Source organism: Pseudanabaena sp. BC1403, from assembly GCF_002914585.1.
In the GTDB taxonomy this organism is placed as follows: Bacteria; Cyanobacteriota; Cyanobacteriia; order Pseudanabaenales; family Pseudanabaenaceae; genus Pseudanabaena.
Genome location: NZ_PDDM01000045.1, coordinates 1 through 24,823 on the forward strand (window position 1 = coordinate 1; position 24,823 = coordinate 24,823).

A 24,823-nucleotide genomic window follows, 5' to 3' on the forward strand; every position below is an offset into this window, starting at 1 on the left:
GTGACAATTAGTGCTTTCGTTTTTTCTCTCTTCTCTCAACCAGACAAGTTAGTTGTCGCGACTGGTCAAGTTAATTGTCGTCTAATAATCGACAAAGGAGCCGAATACTTAGGCGACCTAATCGCATGGTCAATCAATGCCGAGACCCGACTAAGCGAAGCCACCTTGAAACGAGCCGCCGAGCAAGTTAACCTCGACTTCAGCTACCTCCCCGAAAGCCCCAACAAACTAAGTGCATTCAAAAATGCGAGAACAAAAGCCCAGACCCAACTGAGCAACCACAATCTATTAATCCGTCAAATCTCCAATAACGGCGTACTAGTCTATGGATTTGTCCTAGAGAACAAGAACGAGAAAGACAAAAAGCTGCGCTATTACCAACTCGCATCTTATAGCTTCGATAAAAGCAACGAAACTACCAATTGGAACCGAGAAGACTGGAGCCATGAAAATGAATCGCTGATTGACATCGCCAGAACTACCTTCGACAAATGGTACAGATGGAGCCAAGAAATCACCAGTAAAGAAATCCGTGCCATGCTGACTGAGTTCGTCAAAAAAGCAGGAGTGCCATTTCGAGAACGAGGCGGCACATACTTTGTTGCACGTAGTTATCGATTAGAACTAACCGCCTTCCGAGAACTACTACCCCTGATTCACAGAGAAAACAACATCCGCTGGATGCCGATCGCAGGCATCGGCGACATGGACATCATCGCAAGGCAATCCTTAGAAAAAGAAGTGCAATCGATGTCCAGTTACCTAGACGAGCTGCTAGATCCTCAAAAAGTATCTGAGACAAAAGGTAGCACCCTGAAAAACCAACTCAAAGTATATCGGGAAGTCGAAGACAAAACCAAAATGCTATCCGAGCTATTGCAATTTCGCTCCGATGCACTGACCGATAAACTCGCCCAACTGCGCCAACGTTGCCTGAACGTACTGGACGAAATCGCTACCACAGCAGTTGAAAGTTCAGAAGATCAGCCCAACCAAGCAGAAGAAATTATCTCTGAACTAGAAGAAATCAACTCAATTGAAATCAACCTAGCAGAAACAACAGAAGAAAGCCCAGACAACCTATTTGACCTCGGCTTCTAGCGAAGGATCGCGGGAGTAGCCAACGCGCTACTCCCCATTCAATATCAAAGATTAAGAGGAACTCAACAATGATGGCAACCGAAATCGCGCAAACAAATGGACATATCACAGCATTGACCGTAACCCCAAAATCAGCATTAGCAAAATTGCAACAACTGCGAGAAGAATTGAAAACCGTGTACCTAGACCGCAGCGAAGCGATCGACCTGATCTTGGTAGGACTGCTATCGAAAATGCACGTTTTCTTAGGAGGCAAACCAGGCACAGGCAAAACCGAACTGGCGAAAGCAGTCTCAGACGCAATCACAGGAACCACCTTCTTTCATTACCTGATGACCAAAACTACTGTTGCTGAAGAAGTATTGGGAGCACCTGACCTCGCCGAACTCCAAAAAGGCAAATTCGTGCGCGACACCGAAGCCATGTTACCCGAAGCGCACCTAGCCCTTATGGACGAAATTGGCAAGGCAAATAGCATTGTCCGCAACTCCGCATTAGGACTGATGAACGAACGGGAATTTCTGAATGGAAAAACTAAACTCCAGTCACCATTAATCACCATGATTGGCTGCTCCAACGAACTCCTAGATGGAGAAGAAGACGGAGCATTTTGGGATCGGCTAAGCCTGCGGTACATGGTTGATTATCTAGGCGATGAAGACCTGCGAACCTTACTGCTCCGCAAGACAAGCAACATCACCGCACCCCAGATTACCACCATGCTGAGCCTAGCCGAACTAGAGCAAATGCAAACCGCCGTGAAAAACGTGGCATTCCCTGCCCCTGTCATTGACTCTCTAATCGACCTGCAACGAGAACTGAAGAAAGAAAACTTCATCATCAGTACCAGAAAATACGTGCAGATCGTCACCATCCTCAAAGCCCATGCCTATTTACAAGCAGAAACCGAAGTCAGTGAAGACAGCTTTGAGATTCTCAACCATGTGATCTAGAATCATCCCAGAGAGCAAGCACAGATCGGGAAAATCATCGCCAAAGTGGGGAATCCCGTGAACATCCAAGCCCAAGAAATCCTCACCGCCATTACCGAAAAGCTTTCAGATTTAGGGAACTGCCCCAGCTATGGCACAAAGAAACAGCAAGACGATTGGGCAACCGAAGGCTCTGGCGTATTGTCCGATATGCGAAACATGATTGACAGACTGCAAAGCCTGATTGCCCAACATCCACACAAGGCAAAGAAAGCTCAACAAGCGATCGCCGAAATCGAATCCAAGAAGAAACCATTACTAGCGAAAGTCAGCGAAATCATGTACGGAGCATAGCCCCAACCAAAAGAGAGCAGACTATCTGCTCTCTCAACTTTCTCAACCTAATAGAGAATCAAAATGCAAGAACTATTAGTGTATGTAATCCCCAAATGGACAGAGTTGTGTATAGATGATTTTAAAGAAAAGTCATCCAGACTGAATGATGTCATAGAAGAAGGCGATCGCAAAATCTACAACTTTGAAACCTTTGTTAGTGAAACCTATCATCGGCTATACGATCGCCAACCCAACCGACTCGAAGATAGCGCCATCAAGCCAGAAAACAAAATCTGGATTGCCATCCACCAACAGATGAGCGAATTAACAGCATTTCAGCAATTTAGCAACCGCCTGAATGGAGACGAATTCCTCTCAGGTATAGGCACAACTGCCCTATGTATTGCGATCGCAGAAATGTTACCAGAACCAGCCGAGCCATTAGAAGACCCAGAAGTAATCAGAAAACAACTGCGAGGCATCTTTGAAGCTATTCAAGAGCAAACACCCAGCGCAGGTTTGATGCAAAAGATTCAACAGTTAAAGCAACAGGGACTAGAAACCCGACTTGCTTGTGAAGCCTACGCCGACTCAATTAGCAATACCGAAATCGAAACCGCATTAATCGCAGGAATCAGAGAAGCCGAAGCCGAAATGCAATCCATTGCTGAAAGCCTAGAAGCCTTTAGCGGAGGCAACAATTACAGCAACGAAACCCAACTCAAAATCGCCGACAAAATCCAATTAGCCCAGAGAATCCAAGCATCGCCAAAACTGCAAGTAATCGCCGAACTCGCAGGCAAGAAAATCGCGATCGCCGCCAAGATGCAACGCACAAAAGTCAAAGAAGGACGCATTGAAATGGTAGGTGTGACCACAGGTAATGACTTGACTCAGCTACTGCCCTGCGAGCTACTGAAGCTAACAACCCCAGAGTTATTCCCTATATTTGCCCAAGGGTATATCGAGCGATCGCTATTACAACGAGAACTAATCAGCCGCGAACCTTTAGCCAGAGGTCCAATCATTATTTGTCTAGATTCCAGTGGGTCAATGGCAGGGCAAGAAGAAATCTGGAGCAAAGCGATCGCCCTAGCCCTATTGAGTATTGCTGTAAGTCAAAAGCGCCATTGCCGCATTCTGCACTTCACAGACATAGTGGAGCGAATCGACGACTTTGCAGGCGAAATCCCCGATACCAATCGTGTGATTGACTGCATCGAGAAGTTCTACAACGGCGGCAGTACAAGTTTTACATCCGCCCTAACGGGAGCCTTAGAATCAATCAATCAACACGAACAAACCAAGAAAGCCGACGTGGTATTAATCACCGACGGACTAGACACCCCATTATCTAGTTTCATGGAGCAATGGCAAGCAGACAGGAAAAAGTATGAATTTAGCTGTTATGGCATCTTGATTACCTGTGGCAACCTGAGCAACTACGAAAGCACGATCGGCAAGCTATGCGATCGCTATGTGGAGATAGAAGATCTCACAGACGACAGCGAAGTATCCGACTGTCTGTATAGCATCTAAAAAAACTTAAAGCCAGAAAAAGCGGCGCATCGCGCCGCCTTTTCTGGCTTTTCCTCTAGCGAGGCTCGTAAGGAAAAATTCCAAGTATTGACCAAACCCACTTACACAAAAGGAGAAATATCTATGACCTACTCATTTCAGAAAGCAACGAAAGAAAACATCAAACTTCGCATGGCTTTATACGGGCCACCAGGCTGCGGCAAAACCTACACCGCCCTACAACTAGCATCAATATTGGGTAAGAAGATTGGACTGATTGACACCGAATATGGCTCCAGCCGTAAATATGCCAATCTGTTTAACTTTGAAGTGCTAGAACTAACCAAATTTGGCCCCAGCCAATATTACAACGCCATTGAAAGTGCTGAAGAATCAGGATTTGATTACCTGATCGTCGATTCCCTATCCCATGCATGGTATGCCGAACTAGATTCGGTAGGCAGTGACGTGAGGAACTGGGCAAAAATCCGCCCTATCGAACGCCAACTATGGGACAAAATCATCAGCTCAAGCTGTCACATCATTGCCACAATGAGATCGAAGATCGAGTATGACTTTAACACTGCGGAAGTTGGTGGCAAGCAGAAAATCACCAGTGTCCGCAAGATTGGCACAGCACCAATTCAAAAGGAAGGCAGCGAATATGAACTGGACATCTGTGGCTTACTAGATGACCAGAACACACTCACAATCTCCAAGAGCAGATGTCCCGAAATTAGTAACGGTATTTTTCCAAAACCAGGAAAGAAATTTGCCGAGATGATCCAAACATGGCTAAGTGATGAAACATCAGTTAACAAAAATGCTTTTATCCCATTCATTAATGTCCCTGTCAAAGTTGTACAGGAACCACAGGTAAAGCCCGAACTAGTCACAGTTGCCAGTAGCAATGGGCATATAGCCCAGATTGCTAGTACCAATGGTCATGTTGCAGTTGAGACAAAGCCAACGATTGCCAATACTCAACCCAGTAACAGCAAACCCGATAACCCAGCAAAAGCCGCCTTCAAAGCATTATTAGCAATCACCCAACAGCATATCAGCAAGGTGATTGAGACTAGCATTGACCTGTATGGAGCCGATGAAAGTGGCACAAAGCCCAAATTCAACAGTGAAAACATGACCGCAGAGCAAATCAAAACTGTATGCGAAGCACTGATGCTGGAATGGCTAGGGCTTAAAGGATATCCAGTCGAACTAGCCCAGAACCTGATCGATATCTCGACATCTCGGCATCCAGGACAATATGCAGCGATCGCCAAAGACATCGCCAACCAACTGGAATTTTAGCGGAAACCAGTTTAGTTTCTAACAGGCAACAAAACCGATGATGTCCTCACAATCATTGGTTTTGTTGTAGCTATTGCAAACTAGCTAAAGAAGAATATGTACAACCACATCTCAACCAGAGCCGATGTCAAGGTGGGAGATCGCTTTGCTGTTTGGCACATCGGCGGCAACCCAGAAACAAGTATCCGCGAAGTCACCAAAGTTAGTTTCGGTTCAAACGATTCCGCTTTTTCTCTAGAAGGGATAGTAGGTCGCTTCTACTTCAACTACGCACTTGGCAGAATCAGACATGACCTTGAACTCCAGATTGAAATCTATGTTTTATTCGATTCAATAGAACAACTTAAGTTAGAGCAACGCCGCCGCAAATTGGCGTACCACATTAGGCAAGCTGCTAAGCGGATCTATGGAGCGCCCACCTTGCCCTACAGTACTCGTCAGCTTGAGGCGATCGCCAAAGCATTAGAATTGAAGATACGCTAGGCTAAAATTGGTATTAGCCAGAATAACAAGGCATAGAGGCAAGTCCTGAATTGTCTCTACGGTAAAATACAGAAACTATCTACTAAGAAATATGCTCCAGAGTATTGTGGCGATCGCTAGTGTGATGATGATGTCGGCCGCAACTAGTTTTCAATCTGTTGCCCAATCCCCTGCCAATGACGAATGGACTGCTCTCAAAGGCTCAGGCAAAGTCTTACTAATGCGTCATGCACTTGCCCCCGGCACAGGAGATCCGAGTGGGTTTAAACTGGGAGACTGTAGCACACAGCGCAATTTATCAGAAACAGGACGAGAGCAAGCCCGCCAAGCAGGGAATGAACTTCGGAGGAGGCAGATTCCAGTTAAACAGGTTTTATCTAGCCAATGGTGTCGATGCTTAGAAACAGCCAAGCTTTTGAACTTAGGAGAGGTGAAGCCATTGCCTGCCCTCAATTCCTTTTTTAGAGATCGCAGTACAGAGGATATCCAAACCACTCAAACCCGCCGACTCATCACAGAACATCGCCAACAGAATGGTGTCGTGATTATGGTGACGCATCAGGTAAATATTACAGCTTTAACAGGCATAGTGCCGCGATCTGGGTCGGCTGTGGTAGTACAAGCTAACGCCGCAGGCGAGGTAATCGTAATTGGTGAACTAGATCCGTAAATAGTAATACTTGTCAGTCAATCAGCGCCTTACCTGTTGAGTCTCAAGATTTTTGAAGATACGCTATCGCGTAGAAGTCCATGACCTGATTCCTAAATAGAAGGAAAAACTCATGTGTAATTCAACTAATCTCGTAGTCCTCTCTGGTTATGTCGGTAATGTATCTGAATTGCGTCAAACCAATACCAGTGGCAAAGATGTTCTAGACTTCAGCCTCGCCGTGCAGCCCAAGCCTCGCCGCGACAAAGATGGTAATTGGATCAACCAAGAACCGCTTTGGGTAAAAGTAGTCTGCTGGAATGGAACTGCGGAATATGCCGAAGAAAGAGCAGAATCTGGACGCTTTGTCGAAGTTACGGGAGTTCTAACTCAGCCTGAAGAATACAAGTCCAAGAAAGACAAGAAGCACCATGCGCGGACTGTGATTCATGCTCAATCTCTCAACTTTATTGATGTTGTGAGGAAGTCTGCTGAAGACGAAGAGTATGAAGAATCAACCGTTTACGATGATGACTTCTAAGCGTTGAACAAATAGAGAGAGTATTGATAGATATCTATCGATACTCTCTCTATTTGTTTTTAGCCGCTATCGCTTAAGGCTCTTGACCAGCTAAGAAAAAGAGAAGGTAACTATGATTTACACTCACAAAGGCTATCAATGTTTGCTATCGACCCGAAACACCAATCAAGGAACTGAATGGGTAGCTCAAGCCAAGAAGTATTCGATCAGCATTGAGCAGAAAGTATTTGCCCAGTGGCTTGGAACAAAATTGATTACAAGTTTTGACAAGGAACAGACTAAACAATACTTTGCTGAGATGGTGGAATTATTCTTGCAAGAACATGCGGATATCTTCCCACTGTATCCCCGCCCAGAATTGCCCGATGCAACAATTGAAGCAATTCTAGACGAGCGAGTGTACCTGACTGTCAGCAATAGCGGCAGACACCATACTGGCAAGTTTCGAGTATTTGCACAAGAACATCTGCGAGTATTCCCAGCCCGCATCCCAATTCCAGTTGGCATCAAGCCTAACGTGAAGACAAGGTACAGGCAATTGGCGGCATGATTGAAAACAGCAATTTGAGATGAAGTGACTAGTAATCTCTACAAAAAGTAAAACCTTCACAGTGAAGGTTTTACTTTTTTGCCAAATCTATGTATTTCCTTGCTTTTTTTACATTGTGTTTTGAGTGTTCTGGAGTTCTTTTAGCATTGACACAGAGAGTGGTAGCCCCTGCTTTAACAGAATTTCTAAGTATTCATTGCTAGTTTTGGGTTGCTTTTTTAAGCGTTGCCTGCAATTCTCAACTGCTGCAATAACTTTGAAAGGATTTAAGCCAATCAAATCGGCAATAAAATCATCTGGATGCTTTGCTGTGATTTCATACTGACTGATATTCAGATCGGGAAAATCTTTTAGATTAAAGGTGACAATAACATCAGCTTCAGCCACAATTGCCGCCGCCAGAATATGGCGATCATTAGGATCGGGTAAGGTTAAGGAAGGAATTAGTTGTTCAAAATCAGTCACTAAACTGTCTCGAACTTGACTATTCATCAAATCTTTGACTTGATTTAGCTTTTCCTTTGGTAAATCAGGACGGTTTTCGATGAGATTGCGAATCCATTCGTCATGGATTAAGTTAGTCCATTTAGCTCTAAAGAGATCGGCGATCGCTAATTGAATGAGAATATCTCTAAGATAGTTAGGATAAAGGACACAGGCATCGTATATCACTGTAAACTTGCTAGTTATATAGTTCTAGCTCTTCAGATATCGCCACAATCTCATCTAAAATTTTGCTTCTGGCGACATCAATATTTGTTTTGTATTCCATTAAGTCAGTAAAGCGAACTCGGCGATGCTTGCCGACTTTGTGATAGGGAATTATGCCTTCTTCTAGTTGTTTGATTAGGAAAGGACGCGAGACATTGATTAAATCTGCGGCTTCTTGGGTAGTGAGTTCGGCATGGATGGGGATGATTGTTACGGCGTTGCCTTGGGACATCTGGGTCAAAATGTCTATAAATAGGCGATAGGCTGCCGCAGGGATTGTGACTGTTTCTTCACTACCATCAGCTTCTACGATTTTGAGATGACAGACACCTTCGCTAATATGCGAAGCAAGAATACGGCTGCTTTCTTTAGAAATTTCGGTTTCTTCTTCGGTAGGAATGTGTAAAGACTGGGTTAGGGCAACCATCGGGCAACCTCAGATAGTTTTGTATTTAGATTGCTTGAATTTTGCTCAAAGTCTAACATATTAAACGCAATAAACGAAATGACGATTACCATGCAAGGCGATCGCACCATTTTTATAAGTGGCAGTTAAGACAATCATAATTTTACACTCCCAAAAAAGTTAATAAAAACTTTAAGAGATCGCTAATTCGGGATGAATACCTGCAAAATGGTGCTTTCAGGATTGCGAAGGTCAAGATAAATCAACTGAAAATTAACCATGGCTAGCGCCCGTGCTGATGGAGAAAATCATAATTCCATTAGCAAAAAAGCCATGACCAATCCAGCAATCGATCTAGATAAAGACAGACTAAAGCTGTGCCTTGAAATATTGCCAGAAACCGACTCAACCGAGAGAATGGTGATAATTTCCATTTGCTGCGATCGGGGAATGCCTCTAATTCGGACTATAAGTTTGAATGAACTAGCACCAATCCCATTACCTTTAGCCGAGGTAATCCAAGCCTATGCCGCCAGTGAGTTGGCAAATCAAATCCCGACCATTGAAGAAGAAAACCTAGAACCAATCGCCATCACCAAGAGATCTTTAGTATCCTCAAAACCAGAACAGATGACCTTACTATGAGGGAAACAACAGTGAACTATAACATCAAGATTGAAGGACAGACAATTCCCGTACCACCTGAAATCGGCAGTAGCGACGAACAAATTAGGGCAACTCTCAGCCTGTATTTTGAAGGAATCAAGAACTCGAAAATCGAAAGAACCGTGCAAGCCAACGGAGATGTCCTCGTGGATGTCTGCAAACTCGCAGGGACAAAAGGAACGACATGAGCGAGACAGCGATCGCTAATTTGATGAAAGTACCCGAAGAAATCAACCCCTTGCTAGAAATACTCTGGGAGATCGAGCAGTACCAACAGCAAGGGTCTCAGTTAATCGAGCTAAGTGAAATCGGGCTAGAAGACTTTAGCGAAGTAACCGCCCAATCGCAAGAACATAGCCTGTCCATCCAAAGGACATTAGACAACTTGAAAAGAGCTAGCCCAATCGCAGCCCCGATGACAATCCGAGGATTCTGAGATGGACAAAACCAAATTCGAGTGGTTAGCAGCACGCACCACCGATAAAGTTGTGGAGTACCTCGAAGCGATCCAGCAACGAGCAACCGTGCTGCAACTGTATCAGTATTACTACCCTGATGAATATCAGCAATCAAAGGCTAGTGTTAAAGTTACTAGCCTTGAAACCTACAGTGAGAAAGAGCTAGAGTTTCTGACCTTATTAGACGAGCAATTTTTCCCATTGCCACTATTACTAGCAGAATCAGAACGTATATCCTATATACCCGTAGAGCCACTTGGCACTTCATGGTATTACGATAACTTTGAAGAATTAGGTGCAACAGAGAAATTCTTGATGAGCCTAATTCATGGATTAGATGGTGATTCATGGAATGACATTGAGGGAGAACTAGAACAGGACTTGCCCCCTGTCGCGAGTTACGTCAATTACCAAAAACTAAGTCAAGAATGCAAAAAGTTAAGAGGGACAATCACCCACTTACCCATAGCGCTAGATATGCTAACCCAGTCCACAGGAAATCTATGGCTGGATATCTCCTATGAAAATGACATTGTAGATGCTCATTGGACAGTAGAGGTAATTGATACGCTGAGAGAAGCTTATACAGAAGCACAAACAATTATGCAAAAGTATCGAGAATTTATCGAATGGCTAGATAGAGACTCGGCAAATTGTATCAAGGTGGTCAGGCTTTGGAACAGATGCAAGGAGACGAATCCAGAAATACACAACCACTATCTTGTGGCATGAGGAAAAACAAATGCTAACCATAGACCCACTCCAAGATGCCCTGAATCCCGATGGTTATCCATTAATTGAAGCAGAGGCAAAACTCCTATTTCTGAAAGGAGGACATTACTGCTTTCAATATCGACAGGGAGAGAAAGAAACCTATAAATTTCTATCCCCTGACACAGTAAGAGCCGCCTTTCAGCATGAACGCATTGATTCAGGATGGATACCCAATGGAGTAAAACGATTGGGAATTTGTCGTCAAGGACAATGGTATGTGCAGTTTATGCCGCCTGCAAAACAGACGTTTACCTTCATCAACTTAAATCAAAGCGGAGAGCCGATTTCACTAACTATTCCGATGATGGGTACAGTGTTTATGCTATGTGGCGATATTTGCCACATCTGGGCCACCAAGCAAAAAACCTTTGAAGCTGACGCGCCTATTTACCATGTGCCATTACCAAATATCTATGGAGATGGCAGGATTTGCATGGGAGTTGAGAATAATCTCAGCAACTATGCAGAAGGGATAGAGCGCCTAGCAAAAGCTTGGCAGATGTTTATGACAGCACCGTTTAACAATCATCTCGTGGATGGTAAATCAAATACCCATCCAGAAGACATCCGCGAAAAACTGATCCAATTGCAGAAATCCAACCGCTACCCTATCAACGATCTCGTCCAATGTGGCAGTTCAGTGCAGGTAGCGATCAACATGGTAATCAACCGATGAAATTACTAGAACATGTGCAAAAGCACGTAGCAACGATAAACACAGTATTGCCAGCCACGCACAATCCCCCGCTAATTCAGCACATCATCGCCACAAATCAAAGCCTGCCTGAAATCGCCCCAACCTCAATGTATGAGTATGTCTATGGCAGTAATGGCACATTTGTCAGGGCAAAGCGGCAAGGTTTGACAGCGATCGCGCCAGTGTCCTATTACAAAGCCAAAGGACTAAGAGTGCTATCAGCATTCGTGCAGATGACATATCCCGCAGTTCCCCTACTGTTAGTAGAACAAATGCTCGAAGCCTCACGCATTGCTTGCGATGCTGACAATAAACCCGTAGAGATTGTATTCCACCTATATTTTGAAAATGGAAATTGGCAGCTCGCAATACCAGATCAAGAGCAAACAGCTACATCCTGCAAGCCATTGGACAACAGCGCAAATAGCACCTATAGCAAAGCCATCATCGAAATACATTCCCATCATGGCATGAGAGCCTATTTTTCAGATACAGATAATCGAGATGAGACAGGATTTCGGATCTATGGAGTGCTAGGCGAAATCTTCTGCAACCCACAGATTAGGATGCGAGTAGGAATTTATGGTCATTTCTATGAAACCGCAACAACAGGAATCTTAGAGTTACCAGCGCAACTAACAGATTGCTTAGTGGAGGATTGGTAATGTCAAACCTATCATTACCATTTGCTGAAGCCGTCCCCATCCTGCTACCAGCCTATGATGAACTAGACCTAATTCTCATCGGCTGTGGTGGCACAGGCGGATGGTTAGCCGTGAACTTGCCACGCATCGCCTATTTACAAAACCAAGCAGGGAAAAAGGCATCAGTTACTTTCATCGATCCAGATCGGGTAGAAGCAACAAATATTCCTCGCCAAAACTTTATTCCCAGCGACCTTGGCTTACCAAAAGCCGCAGTACTAGCAGCAAGGTATGGATGGCAATGGGGAATCGAAATTAGTGCCATTACCTCATCATTTAGAGCAGATATGGCCTTATCACGATGGAAACATCTGACAATTTGTATTGGAGCCGTGGACAATCCAGAAGCTAGAGCAGAAATTGCCAAGATTTTAGAGAATGGAAAAACAACATTCTGGTTGGACTGCGGCAATCATTACGATTCAGGACAAGTATTAATCGGATCTAGAGACAATGCCGAAAGTATGAAAGGAGCCTTTCATGTACCCACATTTTGCACAGCCCTGCCATCACCTGCCTTGCAACACCCAGATTTACTGGTGAAGCAAGAGTCAACGCAGAAAGTACTATCCTGTGAAGAATCAGCGATCGCCAATGCTCAGTCGATGTCCATCAATCACCGTATAGCTGATGAAGCATTGGACATGCTACTACGCTTACTAAGCGGAACCCTGACCCGTTTTGCTACCTATGTAAACTGCAAACATGGTAATGCATGGTCTAGATTCAACACCCCCGAAGAAGTAGCAGCAGTGATTGGTAAGCCCAAACAATACCTGAAAGCTAAGCCCGAATAGAGAAACAAGGAGTCCGAACTAATCCAATCAAGAGCAGTGCGGACTCCTTGTTTCTTTCATAGGTGAGCCAATCTGGTTAGGACTTACGCATCTGCCCTGCAATAAATTGCGGGCTAACAGCTTAAACCTGTTGAAACAGGTTGATTTGAGGCTTTATTTAGTCAGTTTTAACTGACTTGAGCTTTGAGCCAAGAACTAAAGTTCTTGGTTGATTTGCGTAAGTCCTACTGGTATAGGAAAGCAAGGGATAGCTAGTACAGACTAAAATCCAAAAAGCGATCTGCGGCGCTTCGCGCCGCAGATCCTTTCCTATTCAGGACTATAGCTAATCTAGCCAAAGCAAGGAATTTCATCTAACCAAGGAATGCTGCATAGCTTAAGGACGACATCAGCACTAGCATATTGCACGAGTACGGCCCAGTTAGCGCAGGCAATAATGCGATGGCGGTTGCGTTTGAAACTCAGAGGAGGTTTGATTACTCTTACTGATACAGGAATTCGGTTTTTACGAGCCGCCACAATCACTTGACTAGTGCAGGGGAAGCAGATATCACAAAGCATTGGATAGTGAGGATCTGAGCAGAGAAAATCAATAATTTCGATCACAATATCCTCACTGATACTAACGATCAAGGAATCCTCATCAGCGAATAAATCCCGCACAAGATTAGCTGAACGAGGCGAAACCCCACCTAGAAGTTGAACATTGTTAAACTTACCAACTTCGCTAATAGCAGTAGAGACGAAAGATTGAGCATCAGCATAATGTTGCTTGATAAACTGAGCCGTGACATTGATATCGATCGGCTTAGAAAGCTGAGAGTCAAGAAAGGTAGTAAAGGGTTTTAGTTGCATTTGCTTAATCGCAAACCGATCTTGATGATACTTATAAAAAATCCGAGAAAAGTTTTCACGCAGAAAATCAAATCGTTGCTCTTTTTGAGCGACGAAAATATCGGTTAATGTACCCACATAGGACTCCACTATAAAATTTCTAAACAAGGATTGCCCCACCTCAAACCTTAGAGATGATAAATCTCCCTAAACCAACTGATTTTTATATGATATCTTTCCACAAAAACGTCTGTTTTGTCCAAATAATTGCGAAATTAAAGGCTTGCTTGAGAGCAAGGCAAGAATAATCTTTGAGTGAACATGGCTTGGAAGTTATAAAACAAGACTGATAGCTGGCTTTTGAGCTTGTATAGAGGGTGGTAAGAAGAAATATCCGATGTGAGTAAATGGCGCAGATAAGCAACCAAGGCAATCAGCCTAGTCCAAACCGCAAACTGACCATTTCTTGCGATCGCCCCCTCACAATCATTTGTTATAAGGGGGGGGCGATCGCAAGAAACGCTTTGAGTAGCCGTCACCTGTTGCCGAGATGCCGAGCGTATGTCGAGAATTGCCTGCAACTGTTGCCAAGCTTCAGCATCAAGCCAGCAAACATTAATCATGCCCTCATTGCCATGAATACGCTTAGAACAGATTTTGACCCCAAGCTGATTACAGAGAATGCGAAAAATCCAAATATTGGTAGCATCTTGAGGAACATTGAAGCCCAAGTACCTTTTGATATCCTTAGCAAATTGCCGACAAAGATTACCCAAGTTCTCCAGATCTGAGTCAGTGTATTGCACATCAGGATTCAGTAACTCCTTCAACCCTAAACCCGATCTGATATAGCGTCCCAATTCATGACAAGGCTGATCTGGCAGGAAAATACCCATGCCAAACTTAGCTTGACGAGAAAAGGCACGAACATCAGCATCAATGGCAAGATCCGATTGAAACAAAGCTTCCAATTTGAGAATCTCCGATCGCCTTTGCCCATCGCGATCGTATTCCACCAGTTCAGGAGAGACTTGATCAAGGCAATAAAACTTAGCGATCGCAGTTTTTTCTAGATCTAATAAATCCTGATACGACTGAGACTCATTTGAGATTAATTTTTTTTGTTCGGCGGGAGATAGGATTTTTGCCCTAGAGACAGCTTGGTAACGTTCTTGCCTCGTCTGAGCTAGAGCCTCTTTAATCGACTTGCCAGAATCATCATTACTGATCGTCACGACCGTAACTTGATTACCCTCAAACACAAGGCGTTCGAGCAAATAGTCTCGCAAAGCCCACATCGCCGCATTGGTTCTCGCCTCAACACTTGCCCAAAGGTCGATGTGCGGATTGTCCAAAGAAACACTATCTACGGGCAAATTAAAATCCCCTAAGCCCGCACGAATCAAACTAACCTCCCGATCCCATCGATTCCTGAGAGTATTTTTGAGATGAATCGGAGAAGAAGAACGATCGATTTTGCAGAAATTAATACCACGCTCAGCACACCAAACAGTACGCGGGACATTATCCCTGACCCGAGACAAAGCCTGACTCGCATCAGCATCCGTGACCGTACCATAGAACAAACCATAGACCTTATGAAAGCGCTTGACCTCAATCGAAACACCCGTACTCATCGAAGGAGTGGCAATGATCACATCGTAGTTGAACACCCGCTTATTGATATTGCTCATAAAATCCGTTTCATGCCGACCACCACTGGTATCAGAATTGAAAAGCAAGACTCTAATCTTGGGACGAATCGCCCTAATTTTCTCAACCAACTTAGCGATCGCCTTACTACTAGACTTGCTATCCGTCGCCACAAAAACACGATTGCCTTTGGTTACATCCGCTAGCAACTCCTGAATAATTGGCACATCGTTATTTGCCACAATGAACCGAGTCGGATAGCCTTCAGGTTGAAATTCATTCTTAATCAAAAAGACATCAGAACCATCACCACGTAAAGCTTGGAGATAGTTCAAGCTAATATCTGAGAGATCGGCATCAGCGACAATTACTCGTCTGGCGACTTTTACCAAAATATGCAAACGGGCAAGCAGAGCAGATCGTTTGCCATCCTTATTACAGGTCGAACCTGAAATCAAATGTTTGAGTACTTGCTCCACCTCATCAATGACGAGATCGCAATCCACAAATTGGCGGGGATCGAAAGCAAGTAAGCTATCGACACAGGCTCCAACACGAGCGGAATAAGCCGAATCCGTAATAAATTGCCCATCAGCCATATCGAGATCGCCTTTGAAATCTGCATTCATCACCTTACACAGATTGCGAACCAAACTGACACGATGACCGAGCAAAGCCAACTTATCTGTCCCCGCCACGATCGCTGCAATTGCTTTAGTTTTCCCAGTCCCCTTAGCCGATTGCAACGCCACAATCCCAGTTTTAGGAATGTAATCGGGGATTTCATATCGATCCAATTGAAACATAACATTCATCGATAAACTCTTAAACGGCTTAAATGTAAGTTGGCAATCTTGTTGATGTTCCCACGTATAGGTATTGAGGGAGATAGCAGCTAAGTAAACCTGATGAAAAGCATCTATACCGCGCTCAACGATAAAATCATCAACCCCAGTTTTATCAGTACCTTCCAGCAAAGGCAGCTCAAGTACCTTAACGAGACAATCAGCATCCGCAAATAGCTTGCCCGTCTTGACCGTAGCCAGAAAAACATCATGCTTAGTTTTTTCCTTAGTTTCGGCATCAAAGCAGAAGCAGACCTGACGCTTGGGAGTCGCAAACTTAGTCAGATAGGGTTGCAAAGCCAACTTGCCATCTGCCCCCTGTATCCGCCCCATCGTAATCCCACTCAAAGCGATCGCCACATAACCCTGAGATAACAAGCAGCAAGCCTTTTTCATGCCCTCACAGATGAAGATCGGAATTTCAGGATGGGCAGCTACCCAAGACCAAAAATCAACAGAATCAGGTAAGACCGAGAAATCAACCTCAAGCCCATAGCGATCGGCTACTTTTTGCCATATTGATTGAGGGACTAAAGCAAAACCACCGACCTGTCCGCGTTTAGCAGGATTCTCATACTTACGGGGTTTACCCTTTTTATGATCGATTAGTGGGTTGCTAAGCTTGACTTGGAATACTTCAGATTTGCCGAGAATGGGATTCCAAGCATGAATAAGCGCTCCAAACATCTCTGGACGCTGTTGTTTACCAGATTGCCAGACAGTACGCCACTTAGCAGGATTCCAATTCAGAGCCTCATGGATTGGGTAGTTGACTTCACACCCACTTTCAATAATTTCATCTGCTATAATTTCTACATTATAAGTAAAAAGTTCAGGCTCGATCGCACTGCCATCAACCCATTCACGGTAAACTAAATCAGAGAAAGAACGTAGATCTAAAGTTGTTGATTTCATCTTTAATATTAAATAAAATAACTATAGTTTTGGTGCAAAACATTAAATTTAACGTTTTATGACACAAGAAATTGGCTCGGTTGCAACACCCGATAGGAGGATAATTTAAAAATGTAGGTGAGGATCTGTGTTGTTTCAGGAGAAATTAATTTAATAAAGCATAGTAGAAAAACCTAATTATTGGGAATACTTTTACCAAACTCTACCCTTTTATATATATTTTCGACATACAGATATCGTAAACCATCAAAAACGCACTTGAATATTGAGAGCTAGTTCATGAAAAAGCAAAAAGCAGACAAGGAGAAAAGCCTAAAAACAAAGACTTCAAAGGTGAAGGCTTCTAGAGTTATGCCCGATGTATCTGAGTATATTCGGCTATACAAAGAATCAAACTACCCGATTCGAGACATCGCAAAACACTATCAGGTATCGGTTTCAACGGTATATAACGCGATGGTCGTATCAGGGTTTAGTGAATTTAGACCCAAACATGCGCGAATGAGCCATACAAGGATGTCTAAAGAAGAACAGGCGATCGCCCTATACCAAACAGGAGTGACGAGGACAGCCGTAGTCCGAAAGCTCAATATCTCAGCCAAGACCCTTAACCAAGTACTAGAAAAGCATGGCATCCCGATCCGCCGAGGGATAGATTTAGTCACCTCAGCCAATCGCGCCGCCCAGTATCACAAAGCCTATAACGATCACCACTTAACCCTAAGAGAAACCGCAGAACTATTTGGAGTATCCCATCCAATTATCCTGCGGGAACTAAAGCGCAATGGCTACCCGATTAGGCAAAGCGTAGACTCCAAAAATCGTCCCACCTTTAAGCTAAAACATAAACTCGGAGGCATCGCAGGATTACCCACACCAAAACTGACACCCAAACAAAAAGAGCGTCGTCAGATCTTGATGCGGATCAGACAGAGACGCGAAGATAACCAAAAGCTCAAGCGCCTCAAGAACTACAACCGTGCCAAAGAATATTGGCAACTGATAAATGAAGGCGGGTTAGACTTTGAGGAAGTGGGTAAACTATTTGACCTGTCAGGTAAAACCATAGAACGGGTAATTGTCCAAGCAGGAATCGACATTTCCGAAGTAGCACGAAGAGAAAAAGCTGCCGCTTTCAAAGAAGAACAAGTGATCGCCCAGAAATACTGGGAGCTATATAGCAAACCAATGAGTCTAGACGAAGTGGGAGAAGTCTTTGGGCTAAGCGATTCCACGATCCGAGCCATGTTACTAAGACATGGGTATGAAATCAGGAAGCGCGGCAGGATTGAGAACAGCGATCGCAATCAGATGAAGCCAAGGCAGCCAAAACCAAAAAAAATTAAGCAGGAAGCCGTCATCCCAGCCGAAAATATGCAAGCAACAGGACAAGCATTAGATCTGCTGATTTCAAATACAAAAGTTAAGTAATCTGCATTATGAATAGCTTTTGCCGTAAATGTTACTTGTTTACAAAAACATATTAATCAGATTATTGAACATAGTGTTTTTTTCGATTGATGATATTTGCAACCAAAATCAACGCTGATCTTCATATACTCTCTGGGTTTCAGCACCATACCCAGAGAGGGACTAACATTTAGGGTGTCTCTATACTATTGACAGTAGTAACGATAAATCAAGGTTTCAACCTTACATTATTGAGAATACAGCTATTTTTAGAGAGACTCTTTAGTTGATAAAAAAAACACTATATCCAATGAATTGGATATAGTGTTTTTTCGATTAATAATCGGTGTAATAAAATCAACGCCGATCTTCATATACTCTCTGGCTTTCAGGCAAAACCCAAAGAGCGCACAACCCTTTCGTAACGTACTTACCATTGAGGATAATCAAAGCATCCTTAAGGTTTTGCTGGTCTTGCAGACAGGTCTTTAAAATGTCGCGATTCCAGTCCAAGAGATTCCTTGCCAGTTTGCCATCATCGCTCGCTAACCAGTCCAAATCCTTTGCTGTCTGGGGATTGAGGTTAGCTTGAGGAGATACAACCTTAGCGATCGCCAAGCCCGAAACCAGACCTGCCGCTAAACCAATCATCAACATCCCCGCACAGAAACCAATGAAGGGCAAGCTAATTGCCCGCCAATATCCTTGGGATTCCTGATGCTGTTTGTTTTTGATGATATTCGCGATCGCCTGACTAATCGCCACCTCCTGTTCTTTAACCGCAGTCTCGCGCAGAGTCGCCAGAAAGTCACGGAACTTTTGGATACCAACATCGAAGCCCTTGGCTAAGGCACTTTGGAGTAGGTTGGGCGCAGTGGCCACCGTGGCTGCGACTTGGGCATTGGACAGAAAAATCGCAATGTAAGGATCGTTTTGAGGGATGCCAGACTTAGCCACAATCTCGTAAATCTTGGCTTTGACAGTGGGATCGTAGTCATGGATGGCAATATCCAGATAGGTTTTAGGTTGAGGATCGCTATTCATACTAGGATTTGGATTCTTTTTTCTGGACGTTTTGAGGCAAGAGATTGGTGGACTCAAAGGCTTTGTAGGCATCTCTGAGGAAGGTTTTGATTTGATTCCTGCCAATGATGCCAAATTCAGCATAGTTAGAAGCCTCATCAAAAGTTAGGCGTTTAGCATTGATTTCAATGCGTCTGCCATCTCCCAATTTCGGAAAATCAATCACGGCTACACCATATTCTGCGATCGCCTTCTGGATTGCTTCATGCTCATGGAAATAGCCCCATTCATCGCAACGACCCCAGTTTTTGATAAACACATGGGTGATGTAGCCTTGGTAATGTTCCAGAGACTCGATGAATAGCTCGATTGAGTCACTTTCACCATCACTGACGAACCACTTGATGAAAGACACGCCATGCTCTTTGCCCAAGTCTAGTAAACCTTTGGTGTTAATCCATTGGGATACAGCGCGATGGGCTTGAGCGGGTAAATTGACGACGACAGTTTTCTTGAGCGCATAGTCAAAAATAGAATCAGGGACATCAGCCATTTTCTCGTTTTCGGAGAAAAAAGCCGCCTTGCTGTCTTTGTAAATATTGAGGACGGTTGGATTGCTGCGATCCGCTTCAATGCCAGCTAATGGGATGGCACGATCCTTTAGGTATTGGAGCATGGTTCGCGCAACCCAGCTTTTACCCACGCCACCTTTTTCACCATCGATCAGGTTAATAATTGCCATAAGGTTACCTCCTAGTAACGATTGTAGTGTTTCAAGATTTTCTGTTGTGCTAAGTAGTCATCATCGTCGTCATTTTCGTCCACATCATTTACAGGGAAAGACTTAGGGACGATACTTTTGGGCTTGCTAGGCTCAACTTGATTAGTCTGTTTTAGATCCGAATTCGTTCTGGTAGTTGTAGGTTTATCATCGGTGTTGATGACAACAACATTCTTACTGATAGATTGTGAACTAGGATGGTAATCCGAAAACTTTGCGGGTTCTGACGGCAAAACTGACAGAGCAGGAACGCCCAAGGCTTTTTCTGCTTTAATCGCATCTCGTTTAGCTTTTGCCGCAGCCTTTTTATTTTCCACATCAATCTTCTGCAAATACCTTCGTACTGTCGCACCAGAGATAGAAATGTGTAGCTCACTAGTCAGTTTGTTGCTGACTTCTTCACAGGTGTATCCCGAAGCGATTAAAGATCTAATCCCACTTTCTAAAGTTCGGATGATATCCAGTTTGCTTTTGAGTTTGTTTTTCTTCTGGGGTTCATTGATCCAGCGCTCTGATAAAGCTATTAACTTATCTGTATCCAAGTCCACTAAAGATGAACGTGAGGGATCTTCAGTCATTTTTTTAGATGTTGTTTGATGGATGGACATTTCTAAACTGTTACCCAAAAATTCCCAAATCTAGAAATCTCTGTCTCAGATTAGTTTTTATATTATTTTTATCACCTCCCAGTTTATTACTTTTTTCAATCATAACCATTGCTAAAGAATATTAGTTGGCTTTTCTTGATGAGTTTTTTTACAATTTGTTAACATCGGCACAATTCCTATCAATATCTGAAATCCAACAATTTCGTTTACCAAGAAAGTATTAAGTCAATCCTTATCTTGGATATTTTTTATACTCGGACATTAATTTGTATGTCTTAAGTATTATATTTGAGTGGTAATTATATGCCAATTGAGTGAGAAATAGGGGCGATTTATGTCTCAAAATTGTCCTGAAATCGTCGCAGATTTGTACCTTCTATTGTCCTAAAATCGTCCTAAGTTTGGGCAGATCGATCCTAATTCACAACGATTTTCCGTGCTTTGAGGTATGTCTAAAACAGCTCGCAAGCTATGTTGCTCGTCGGACAAGAAATCGCGCTATCGCTTGATTTTTGTTCGACGGCAACATTACGCTTGCCAAAGGGGAGTAACCCCTTTGGAATCCCCCTCAGCCAAATGACAAAATGCAAAGAAATTTAGAAAAGACAAACTAAATATAGAATTAACACTTTAAAATCTAAGTGTGTGGAGAAGAATAGGAACTGCAAAAATAACTGATAGCTACGGCTTATCAGACTCTTTATGATTTGCAAATATTTTTGACAACAATTAAGCAGGATAAACTTTAGGAATAACAGCAATGACTTTATCTGTTAGATTTACTGTGCGAATGACTGAAGAGGAGAAAGTAATCCTAGATAAAAAAGCAAGTCAGTTGAATGTTAAAGCCAGTGAAATTGTGAGATGTGCAACGTTTAAATACGATCTGCCGCCATCTAAGGTACAAGTTGCAAAGGTAGATTGGGATCTTTATCACCTGTTGGGGGAAGTCAAGTATGAATTAAATAAAATCGGTACAAATATCAACCAACTAGCCCATGATGCCAACTTGAGTCTAATGATGGGTAGCCCAATGCAACTACAACTGGAAGAACTCAATGAGATATCGCATCATATTGAGCAATCAATTGGTTCAATATCCGAACTGAGGACTCTGATCACGGAGAGTACAGGTATAACGCCCAAATTAGGAGAAGAGGATGATCGGTAAAATTATTAAGGGAAAGAGCTTTCAAGGCTGCTTATCCTATGTCATGGGAAAAACTGGTGCAGCAGTTGTAGGTATGAATATGGATGGCAAAGATCCATATAGTTTGGCAAATGAATTTTCGTTGTCTTGGCAATTGCGCCCTAAATTAAATTACAAAGTTTGCCATGTAATTCTCAGCCTTAGTCCTGAAGAGCATCTTAACAATGATGCTTGGCAGACAGCGATCGCCCAATATCTCAAAGAAATGGGATTTACCAATAATCAATATGTGGCTGTAAAGCATACTGATAAAGAAAATCACGAACACATACATCTCGTGACCAGTCGGGTGCGGATGGACGGCTCAGTAGTTTCTGACAGTTGGGATTGGACGCGCAGCCAAGATATAATCCGCAAATTGGAGCAGGACTTTGGACTAGCGGCTATACCATCAAGTTGGGAGAGTGATCGCCAAGAACAAACCAAAAGTCAGATTGATAAGGAATTAGAAACGGGCAAAGTTACTGTAAAGCGTCAACTTGCGGATAAGATCGATGCAACTTTGGTAAATACCACTTCACTACCAGATTTTATTGAGCAATTAAATCTTGAAGGGATTGAAGTTAGGGTTGACCGAGATCGCAAGGGAAACCCGAAAGGGATTGCTTACAAATTGGATGGAGTAAGCATGGCAGGCTCCAGTGTGGGTAAAGCTTATTCCTTACCGCGTATCTTGAAGCGGATAGAAAGCATCTCCGAGCAGGGGATACATTCTAATAGTCCTGATATGGCATCTCACATATCGCAAGTCATCAGAGAGCAAGTAAAAGCAGGAATGACCATGCCCCAGTTGATTGAGCAGTTGAAACATTCAGGAATAGATGCTCATGTCAAATACACGCGCACCAAGAAGATTAAAGGTATTTCCTACAGTTTGGGAAGTAACAGTATTCAAGGTAATGAGCTAGGCAAAGAGTTTAGTTGGGGAGGACTTCAGAAATATTTGCAGATCAGTTACGATCCAGCACGCGATCGCTCGATTATTTTAGAGATGCAAAGTGCTGATCGAAAGGTGGTGAACCAGCCTGTAGATTCGTTGCATCAATCTGAACAGAGTTTTTCAGATAGCTTGTTAAAAGAGCTTGTGATTGAGTTAGAAAAACAGCGATCGCTTAAAGTATCCAAACTAAACCAATCTGAAAATATTACTAAATCAGAAATCCCTGTTAACCCAGAACAGGACAGAAACAATCACGCTCAGATGGTTGCAGCAATCTGCCATCAGATCCTCAATGAGCTAGGGGCTGATAGATTTGGAGAAGTGGGCAAAAATTCTTACGGTATTCAACGAAGCGGAGATATTCTGACAGTTGAGAGATTAAGAGGCGATCGCCAGATCATCTTGCAGGTCAGGGGACAGGAAATTGAACTTGCCGATTTGAGCGAATTTGATATCCAACAATTTGATCAGGCTTGGCTGCATCGATCTCAAGCACGGCAACAAAATATTGACTCACAAGCCAAAATTGTATGAGCTAGCATGAAACAGTTTTACACCTTGCCAATGCACGTTACAAAATAGCGATCGCACTTGCTACAACCAGAGAACCAAAAGGTTGACTATTCGACCTCCCGCGTATTTCCTACGAGCACTGGCAACATGATAATTAAAGCGATCGCTATCTCAGACAATATTTCACTTTGTTAGAGTCACTATAATCGAGGTATGAAACTTTCCACCTTACTCATCATTCTTGGCGCGATCGCAATCCCGATCACTATTTTTGCAGTAACTAAAGCTATGTCTGCACCCCTACCCGTCGGATTCCCATCGCCAACATCTCACGGAAAAATTGAAGTTAAGCAATATCCTGCCTATCGTTCTGGCACATACACTTACGAAGGAAATCTCAGTCAAGCTACTAGCAACTCCTTTAACCCATTGTTTCAGCACATCAGCAGCAACAATATTTCGATGACGGCTCCTGTGGAGGCAAGGTATCCTATCTCGACAATCAATCAACCGATGCAAAGCGGAAAAGCAAAGGTTTCTTTTTTGTACAACAATAATTCCATCAGTCCCTCACAAATATCTCAAGATATTTAAGTAGAAGATCATGCACCGATGTTAGTTGTCAGTTTGGGTGTGCAGGGTGCATATGGCTATGACAGATATCAAGAGGATGTTGCAAAGTTAAAAGAATGGTTAGATAACCATCCTGAGTATGAAATAGCAGGAGAGCCAAGGGAATTTCTCTACGATTCACCTTTTACACCTGCACCATTAAAGCGTCGTGAAGTCCAAATTCCCATTCGGAAGCGATAAAAACAAAGTTTAGTCCGTTGTTTCTGGGCATGGCGAAAATCAAAGATTTTGGGCGTAGACAGGAAGATCTTTGTTTTTCGCTATGCTTCTTTGTGCCTTTGTTGCGGTGCGATCGCAGTGGTGAAACTCAGTCTTTAGAACCATGGCGATCGCACTGCAAAAGCACAGTTCGGATCGGGCTTTGCCCGTCAATGTTTTATGTTTAGGTTACGACTTGACAGTATCTGCACTCGATTACATAACCAATCAAATCTCCAGATATTTACCGATTAAATACAAAGGTGGGAAATGACCTAACTGACAAAAAATTCCTAACTTTTATCGATCAATTCAGTTAAAGTAGTAATCGGAATTTCTAAATATTGATGTAAAGCATTATTTTGACTATTCGATTAAACATTACTCATCTTTGAACCATAAAAAATTTCAATATGCAATCATCAATAATTAGTGATTTTTTTAATATTTCTGAAGCGGTTCTCTATGATTGCTATGAATTAGGTTCTGTTGGGATATTTAAGCAGGAATCTCAAGATATAGAATTTTGGCTTCAAATTGGCGTTGTTGCATAAAAAGGGTAGGGGAAGGTAAATTAGATATTAATCAGGAGATGAAACCGTAACAAATGAAACAGCAATATCAGA

General features: G+C 43.1%; 30 protein-coding genes. 23 read left to right on the top strand and 7 right to left on the bottom strand.

The genetic code is table 11. The annotated features are described in order from the left end of the window. The 9 genes from CQ839_RS25355 to CQ839_RS23510 all read left to right on the top strand — a co-directional run. The coding region (locus CQ839_RS25355) for a DUF6744 family protein (protein WP_181016321.1) at positions 1 to 1,101 on the top strand (1,101 nt) is incomplete at its 5' end. Positions 1,102 to 1,169: 68 nt separating this feature from the next. Continuing rightward, the gene (locus CQ839_RS23475; protein ID WP_103670725.1) at positions 1,170 to 2,054 is read left to right on the top strand and encodes an AAA family ATPase; all 885 of its coding nucleotides are present in this window, start codon (positions 1,170 to 1,172) and stop codon (positions 2,052 to 2,054) included. 57 nt (positions 2,055 to 2,111) lie between these two features. Further along, complete coding sequence (locus CQ839_RS23480) at positions 2,112 to 2,387, top strand: hypothetical protein (protein WP_146048796.1); 276 nt, start codon at positions 2,112 to 2,114, stop codon at positions 2,385 to 2,387. 63 nt (positions 2,388 to 2,450) lie between these two features. Beyond that, the gene (locus tag CQ839_RS23485) at positions 2,451 to 3,908 is read left to right on the top strand and encodes a VWA domain-containing protein (RefSeq protein ID WP_103670727.1); all 1,458 of its coding nucleotides are present in this window, start codon (positions 2,451 to 2,453) and stop codon (positions 3,906 to 3,908) included. A 123-nt stretch (positions 3,909 to 4,031) separates the two neighbouring features. After that, entirely contained in the window at positions 4,032 to 5,198 is a 1,167-nt protein-coding gene (locus CQ839_RS23490; RefSeq protein ID WP_103670728.1) for an AAA family ATPase, read from the top strand. A 96-nt stretch (positions 5,199 to 5,294) separates the two neighbouring features. Next, positions 5,295 to 5,681 carry a hypothetical protein gene (locus CQ839_RS23495; RefSeq protein ID WP_103670729.1) on the top strand — a complete coding sequence of 129 codons (387 nt, stop codon included), beginning with the start codon at positions 5,295 to 5,297 and terminating at the stop codon, positions 5,679 to 5,681. Between the two features lie 91 nt (positions 5,682 to 5,772). Further along, positions 5,773 to 6,351: a histidine phosphatase family protein gene (locus CQ839_RS23500; RefSeq protein WP_103670730.1), complete on the top strand. Its 579-nt coding sequence runs from the start codon at positions 5,773 to 5,775 to the stop codon at positions 6,349 to 6,351. Between the two features lie 112 nt (positions 6,352 to 6,463). After that, complete coding sequence (locus CQ839_RS23505) at positions 6,464 to 6,871, top strand: single-stranded DNA-binding protein (protein ID WP_103670731.1); 408 nt, start codon at positions 6,464 to 6,466, stop codon at positions 6,869 to 6,871. Between the two features lie 112 nt (positions 6,872 to 6,983). Beyond that, positions 6,984 to 7,421, top strand: a complete 438-nt coding sequence (locus tag CQ839_RS23510) for a hypothetical protein (RefSeq protein ID WP_103670732.1) — start codon at positions 6,984 to 6,986, stop codon at positions 7,419 to 7,421. A gap of 108 nt (positions 7,422 to 7,529) precedes the next feature. Here CQ839_RS23510 and CQ839_RS23515 read toward each other — a convergent pair whose 3' ends face one another. Both CQ839_RS23515 and CQ839_RS23520 read right to left on the bottom strand, forming a co-directional pair. Next, complete coding sequence (locus CQ839_RS23515) at positions 7,530 to 8,111, bottom strand: PIN domain-containing protein (RefSeq protein ID WP_103670733.1); 582 nt, start codon at positions 8,109 to 8,111, stop codon at positions 7,530 to 7,532. Beyond that, positions 8,104 to 8,559 (bottom strand): helix-turn-helix domain-containing protein, encoded by a 456-nt coding sequence (locus CQ839_RS23520; RefSeq protein ID WP_103670734.1) that lies wholly within the window; start codon positions 8,557 to 8,559, stop codon positions 8,104 to 8,106. Before CQ839_RS23520 ends, CQ839_RS23515 begins: the two co-directional genes overlap by 8 nt. A gap of 258 nt (positions 8,560 to 8,817) precedes the next feature. On the opposite strand from CQ839_RS23520, the gene CQ839_RS23525 reads away from it, so the two are divergent. Genes CQ839_RS23525 through CQ839_RS23555 form a run of 7 tightly spaced genes read left to right on the top strand, consistent with a single transcriptional unit; the run spans position 8,818 to position 12,634 of the window. Further along, positions 8,818 to 9,183 (top strand): hypothetical protein, encoded by a 366-nt coding sequence (locus CQ839_RS23525; RefSeq protein WP_103670735.1) that lies wholly within the window; start codon positions 8,818 to 8,820, stop codon positions 9,181 to 9,183. Then, entirely contained in the window at positions 9,180 to 9,392 is a 213-nt protein-coding gene (locus CQ839_RS23530) for a hypothetical protein (RefSeq protein ID WP_103670736.1), read from the top strand. The genes CQ839_RS23525 and CQ839_RS23530 overlap by 4 nt, the downstream gene beginning before the upstream one ends. Then, the gene (locus CQ839_RS23535; RefSeq protein ID WP_103670737.1) at positions 9,389 to 9,640 is read left to right on the top strand and encodes a hypothetical protein; all 252 of its coding nucleotides are present in this window, start codon (positions 9,389 to 9,391) and stop codon (positions 9,638 to 9,640) included. The genes CQ839_RS23530 and CQ839_RS23535 overlap by 4 nt, the downstream gene beginning before the upstream one ends. Before the next feature lies 1 nt (position 9,641). Beyond that, entirely contained in the window at positions 9,642 to 10,394 is a 753-nt protein-coding gene (locus CQ839_RS23540) for a hypothetical protein (RefSeq protein ID WP_103670738.1), read from the top strand. Between the two features lie 10 nt (positions 10,395 to 10,404). Beyond that, complete coding sequence (locus tag CQ839_RS23545) at positions 10,405 to 11,112, top strand: hypothetical protein (protein ID WP_103670739.1); 708 nt, start codon at positions 10,405 to 10,407, stop codon at positions 11,110 to 11,112. Continuing rightward, positions 11,064 to 11,798 carry a Mov34/MPN/PAD-1 family protein gene (locus tag CQ839_RS23550; protein ID WP_146048798.1) on the top strand — a complete coding sequence of 245 codons (735 nt, stop codon included), beginning with the start codon at positions 11,064 to 11,066 and terminating at the stop codon, positions 11,796 to 11,798. The genes CQ839_RS23545 and CQ839_RS23550 overlap by 49 nt, the downstream gene beginning before the upstream one ends. Then, positions 11,798 to 12,634, top strand: coding sequence for a ThiF family adenylyltransferase (locus tag CQ839_RS23555; protein ID WP_103670741.1), 837 nt, complete (start codon positions 11,798 to 11,800; stop codon positions 12,632 to 12,634). Before CQ839_RS23550 ends, CQ839_RS23555 begins: the two co-directional genes overlap by 1 nt. 330 nt (positions 12,635 to 12,964) lie before the next feature. Here the strand turns inward: CQ839_RS23555 and CQ839_RS23560 are convergent, their stop codons facing one another. Both CQ839_RS23560 and CQ839_RS23565 read right to left on the bottom strand, forming a co-directional pair. Then, entirely contained in the window at positions 12,965 to 13,606 is a 642-nt protein-coding gene (locus CQ839_RS23560) for a hypothetical protein (protein ID WP_146048799.1), read from the bottom strand. A gap of 137 nt (positions 13,607 to 13,743) precedes the next feature. Further along, positions 13,744 to 16,881, bottom strand: coding sequence for a plasmid replication protein, CyRepA1 family (locus CQ839_RS23565; RefSeq protein ID WP_103670743.1), 3,138 nt, complete (start codon positions 16,879 to 16,881; stop codon positions 13,744 to 13,746). 279 nt (positions 16,882 to 17,160) lie between these two features. Between CQ839_RS23565 and CQ839_RS23570 the strand changes: the two genes are divergently transcribed. Then, positions 17,161 to 18,312, top strand: coding sequence for a helix-turn-helix domain-containing protein (locus tag CQ839_RS23570; protein ID WP_103670744.1), 1,152 nt, complete (start codon positions 17,161 to 17,163; stop codon positions 18,310 to 18,312). 336 nt (positions 18,313 to 18,648) lie between these two features. Here CQ839_RS23570 and CQ839_RS23575 read toward each other — a convergent pair whose 3' ends face one another. From CQ839_RS23575 to CQ839_RS23585, 3 genes are read right to left on the bottom strand one after another with little or no spacing between them, the layout of a single operon-like run. Continuing rightward, positions 18,649 to 19,335 (bottom strand): DUF6753 family protein, encoded by a 687-nt coding sequence (locus CQ839_RS23575; protein ID WP_103670745.1) that lies wholly within the window; start codon positions 19,333 to 19,335, stop codon positions 18,649 to 18,651. 1 nt (position 19,336) lies between these two features. Then, positions 19,337 to 20,056 (bottom strand): mobilization protein MobD-like protein, encoded by a 720-nt coding sequence (locus tag CQ839_RS23580; RefSeq protein WP_103670746.1) that lies wholly within the window; start codon positions 20,054 to 20,056, stop codon positions 19,337 to 19,339. Positions 20,057 to 20,067: 11 nt separating this feature from the next. Continuing rightward, positions 20,068 to 20,673: a hypothetical protein gene (locus CQ839_RS23585; protein WP_146048800.1), complete on the bottom strand. Its 606-nt coding sequence runs from the start codon at positions 20,671 to 20,673 to the stop codon at positions 20,068 to 20,070. 790 nt (positions 20,674 to 21,463) lie between these two features. Here CQ839_RS23585 and mobC point away from each other — a divergent pair. From mobC to CQ839_RS25365, 6 genes are all read left to right on the top strand, one after another. Continuing rightward, positions 21,464 to 21,874 (top strand): plasmid mobilization relaxosome protein MobC, encoded by a 411-nt coding sequence (gene mobC / locus CQ839_RS23590; protein WP_103670748.1) that lies wholly within the window; start codon positions 21,464 to 21,466, stop codon positions 21,872 to 21,874. After that, the gene (locus tag CQ839_RS23595; RefSeq protein WP_103670749.1) at positions 21,864 to 23,387 is read left to right on the top strand and encodes a relaxase/mobilization nuclease domain-containing protein; all 1,524 of its coding nucleotides are present in this window, start codon (positions 21,864 to 21,866) and stop codon (positions 23,385 to 23,387) included. The genes mobC and CQ839_RS23595 overlap by 11 nt, the downstream gene beginning before the upstream one ends. A gap of 192 nt (positions 23,388 to 23,579) precedes the next feature. Further along, positions 23,580 to 23,960: a heme-binding protein gene (locus CQ839_RS25920; RefSeq protein WP_308455532.1), complete on the top strand. Its 381-nt coding sequence runs from the start codon at positions 23,580 to 23,582 to the stop codon at positions 23,958 to 23,960. An 18-nt stretch (positions 23,961 to 23,978) separates the two neighbouring features. After that, positions 23,979 to 24,179 (top strand): hypothetical protein, encoded by a 201-nt coding sequence (locus CQ839_RS25925; RefSeq protein ID WP_308455533.1) that lies wholly within the window; start codon positions 23,979 to 23,981, stop codon positions 24,177 to 24,179. Positions 24,180 to 24,208: 29 nt separating this feature from the next. Then, positions 24,209 to 24,385, top strand: a complete 177-nt coding sequence (locus CQ839_RS25360) for a hypothetical protein (RefSeq protein ID WP_181016322.1) — start codon at positions 24,209 to 24,211, stop codon at positions 24,383 to 24,385. A 225-nt stretch (positions 24,386 to 24,610) separates the two neighbouring features. Next, complete coding sequence (locus tag CQ839_RS25365; protein ID WP_181016323.1) at positions 24,611 to 24,751, top strand: hypothetical protein; 141 nt, start codon at positions 24,611 to 24,613, stop codon at positions 24,749 to 24,751. Positions 24,752 to 24,823 lie beyond the last annotated feature (72 nt).

Coding starts and splice junctions, on each gene's coding strand:
- CQ839_RS23475 (WP_103670725.1), top strand. CDS start 1,170: ATGATGGCAACCGAAATCGCGCAAACAAATGGACATATCACAGCATTG.
- CQ839_RS23485 (WP_103670727.1), top strand. CDS start 2,451: ATGCAAGAACTATTAGTGTATGTAATCCCCAAATGGACAGAGTTGTGT.
- CQ839_RS23490 (WP_103670728.1), top strand. CDS start 4,032: ATGACCTACTCATTTCAGAAAGCAACGAAAGAAAACATCAAACTTCGC.
- CQ839_RS23495 (WP_103670729.1), top strand. CDS start 5,295: ATGTACAACCACATCTCAACCAGAGCCGATGTCAAGGTGGGAGATCGC.
- CQ839_RS23500 (WP_103670730.1), top strand. CDS start 5,773: ATGCTCCAGAGTATTGTGGCGATCGCTAGTGTGATGATGATGTCGGCC.
- CQ839_RS23505 (WP_103670731.1), top strand. CDS start 6,464: ATGTGTAATTCAACTAATCTCGTAGTCCTCTCTGGTTATGTCGGTAAT.
- CQ839_RS23510 (WP_103670732.1), top strand. CDS start 6,984: ATGATTTACACTCACAAAGGCTATCAATGTTTGCTATCGACCCGAAAC.
- CQ839_RS23520 (WP_103670734.1), bottom strand. CDS start 8,559: ATGGTTGCCCTAACCCAGTCTTTACACATTCCTACCGAAGAAGAAACC.
- CQ839_RS23525 (WP_103670735.1), top strand. CDS start 8,818: ATGGCTAGCGCCCGTGCTGATGGAGAAAATCATAATTCCATTAGCAAA.
- CQ839_RS23530 (WP_103670736.1), top strand. CDS start 9,180: ATGAGGGAAACAACAGTGAACTATAACATCAAGATTGAAGGACAGACA.
- CQ839_RS23535 (WP_103670737.1), top strand. CDS start 9,389: ATGAGCGAGACAGCGATCGCTAATTTGATGAAAGTACCCGAAGAAATC.
- CQ839_RS23540 (WP_103670738.1), top strand. CDS start 9,642: ATGGACAAAACCAAATTCGAGTGGTTAGCAGCACGCACCACCGATAAA.
- CQ839_RS23545 (WP_103670739.1), top strand. CDS start 10,405: ATGCTAACCATAGACCCACTCCAAGATGCCCTGAATCCCGATGGTTAT.
- CQ839_RS23550 (WP_146048798.1), top strand. CDS start 11,064: ATGTGGCAGTTCAGTGCAGGTAGCGATCAACATGGTAATCAACCGATG.
- CQ839_RS23555 (WP_103670741.1), top strand. CDS start 11,798: ATGTCAAACCTATCATTACCATTTGCTGAAGCCGTCCCCATCCTGCTA.
- CQ839_RS23565 (WP_103670743.1), bottom strand. CDS start 16,881: ATGAAATCAACAACTTTAGATCTACGTTCTTTCTCTGATTTAGTTTAC.
- CQ839_RS23570 (WP_103670744.1), top strand. CDS start 17,161: ATGAAAAAGCAAAAAGCAGACAAGGAGAAAAGCCTAAAAACAAAGACT.
- CQ839_RS23575 (WP_103670745.1), bottom strand. CDS start 19,335: ATGAATAGCGATCCTCAACCTAAAACCTATCTGGATATTGCCATCCAT.
- CQ839_RS23580 (WP_103670746.1), bottom strand. CDS start 20,056: ATGGCAATTATTAACCTGATCGATGGTGAAAAAGGTGGCGTGGGTAAA.
- CQ839_RS23585 (WP_146048800.1), bottom strand. CDS start 20,673: ATGACTGAAGATCCCTCACGTTCATCTTTAGTGGACTTGGATACAGAT.
- mobC (WP_103670748.1), top strand. CDS start 21,464: ATGACTTTATCTGTTAGATTTACTGTGCGAATGACTGAAGAGGAGAAA.
- CQ839_RS23595 (WP_103670749.1), top strand. CDS start 21,864: ATGATCGGTAAAATTATTAAGGGAAAGAGCTTTCAAGGCTGCTTATCC.
- CQ839_RS25920 (WP_308455532.1), top strand. CDS start 23,580: ATGAAACTTTCCACCTTACTCATCATTCTTGGCGCGATCGCAATCCCG.
- CQ839_RS25925 (WP_308455533.1), top strand. CDS start 23,979: ATGTTAGTTGTCAGTTTGGGTGTGCAGGGTGCATATGGCTATGACAGA.
- CQ839_RS25360 (WP_181016322.1), top strand. CDS start 24,209: ATGGCGAAAATCAAAGATTTTGGGCGTAGACAGGAAGATCTTTGTTTT.
- CQ839_RS25365 (WP_181016323.1), top strand. CDS start 24,611: ATGCAATCATCAATAATTAGTGATTTTTTTAATATTTCTGAAGCGGTT.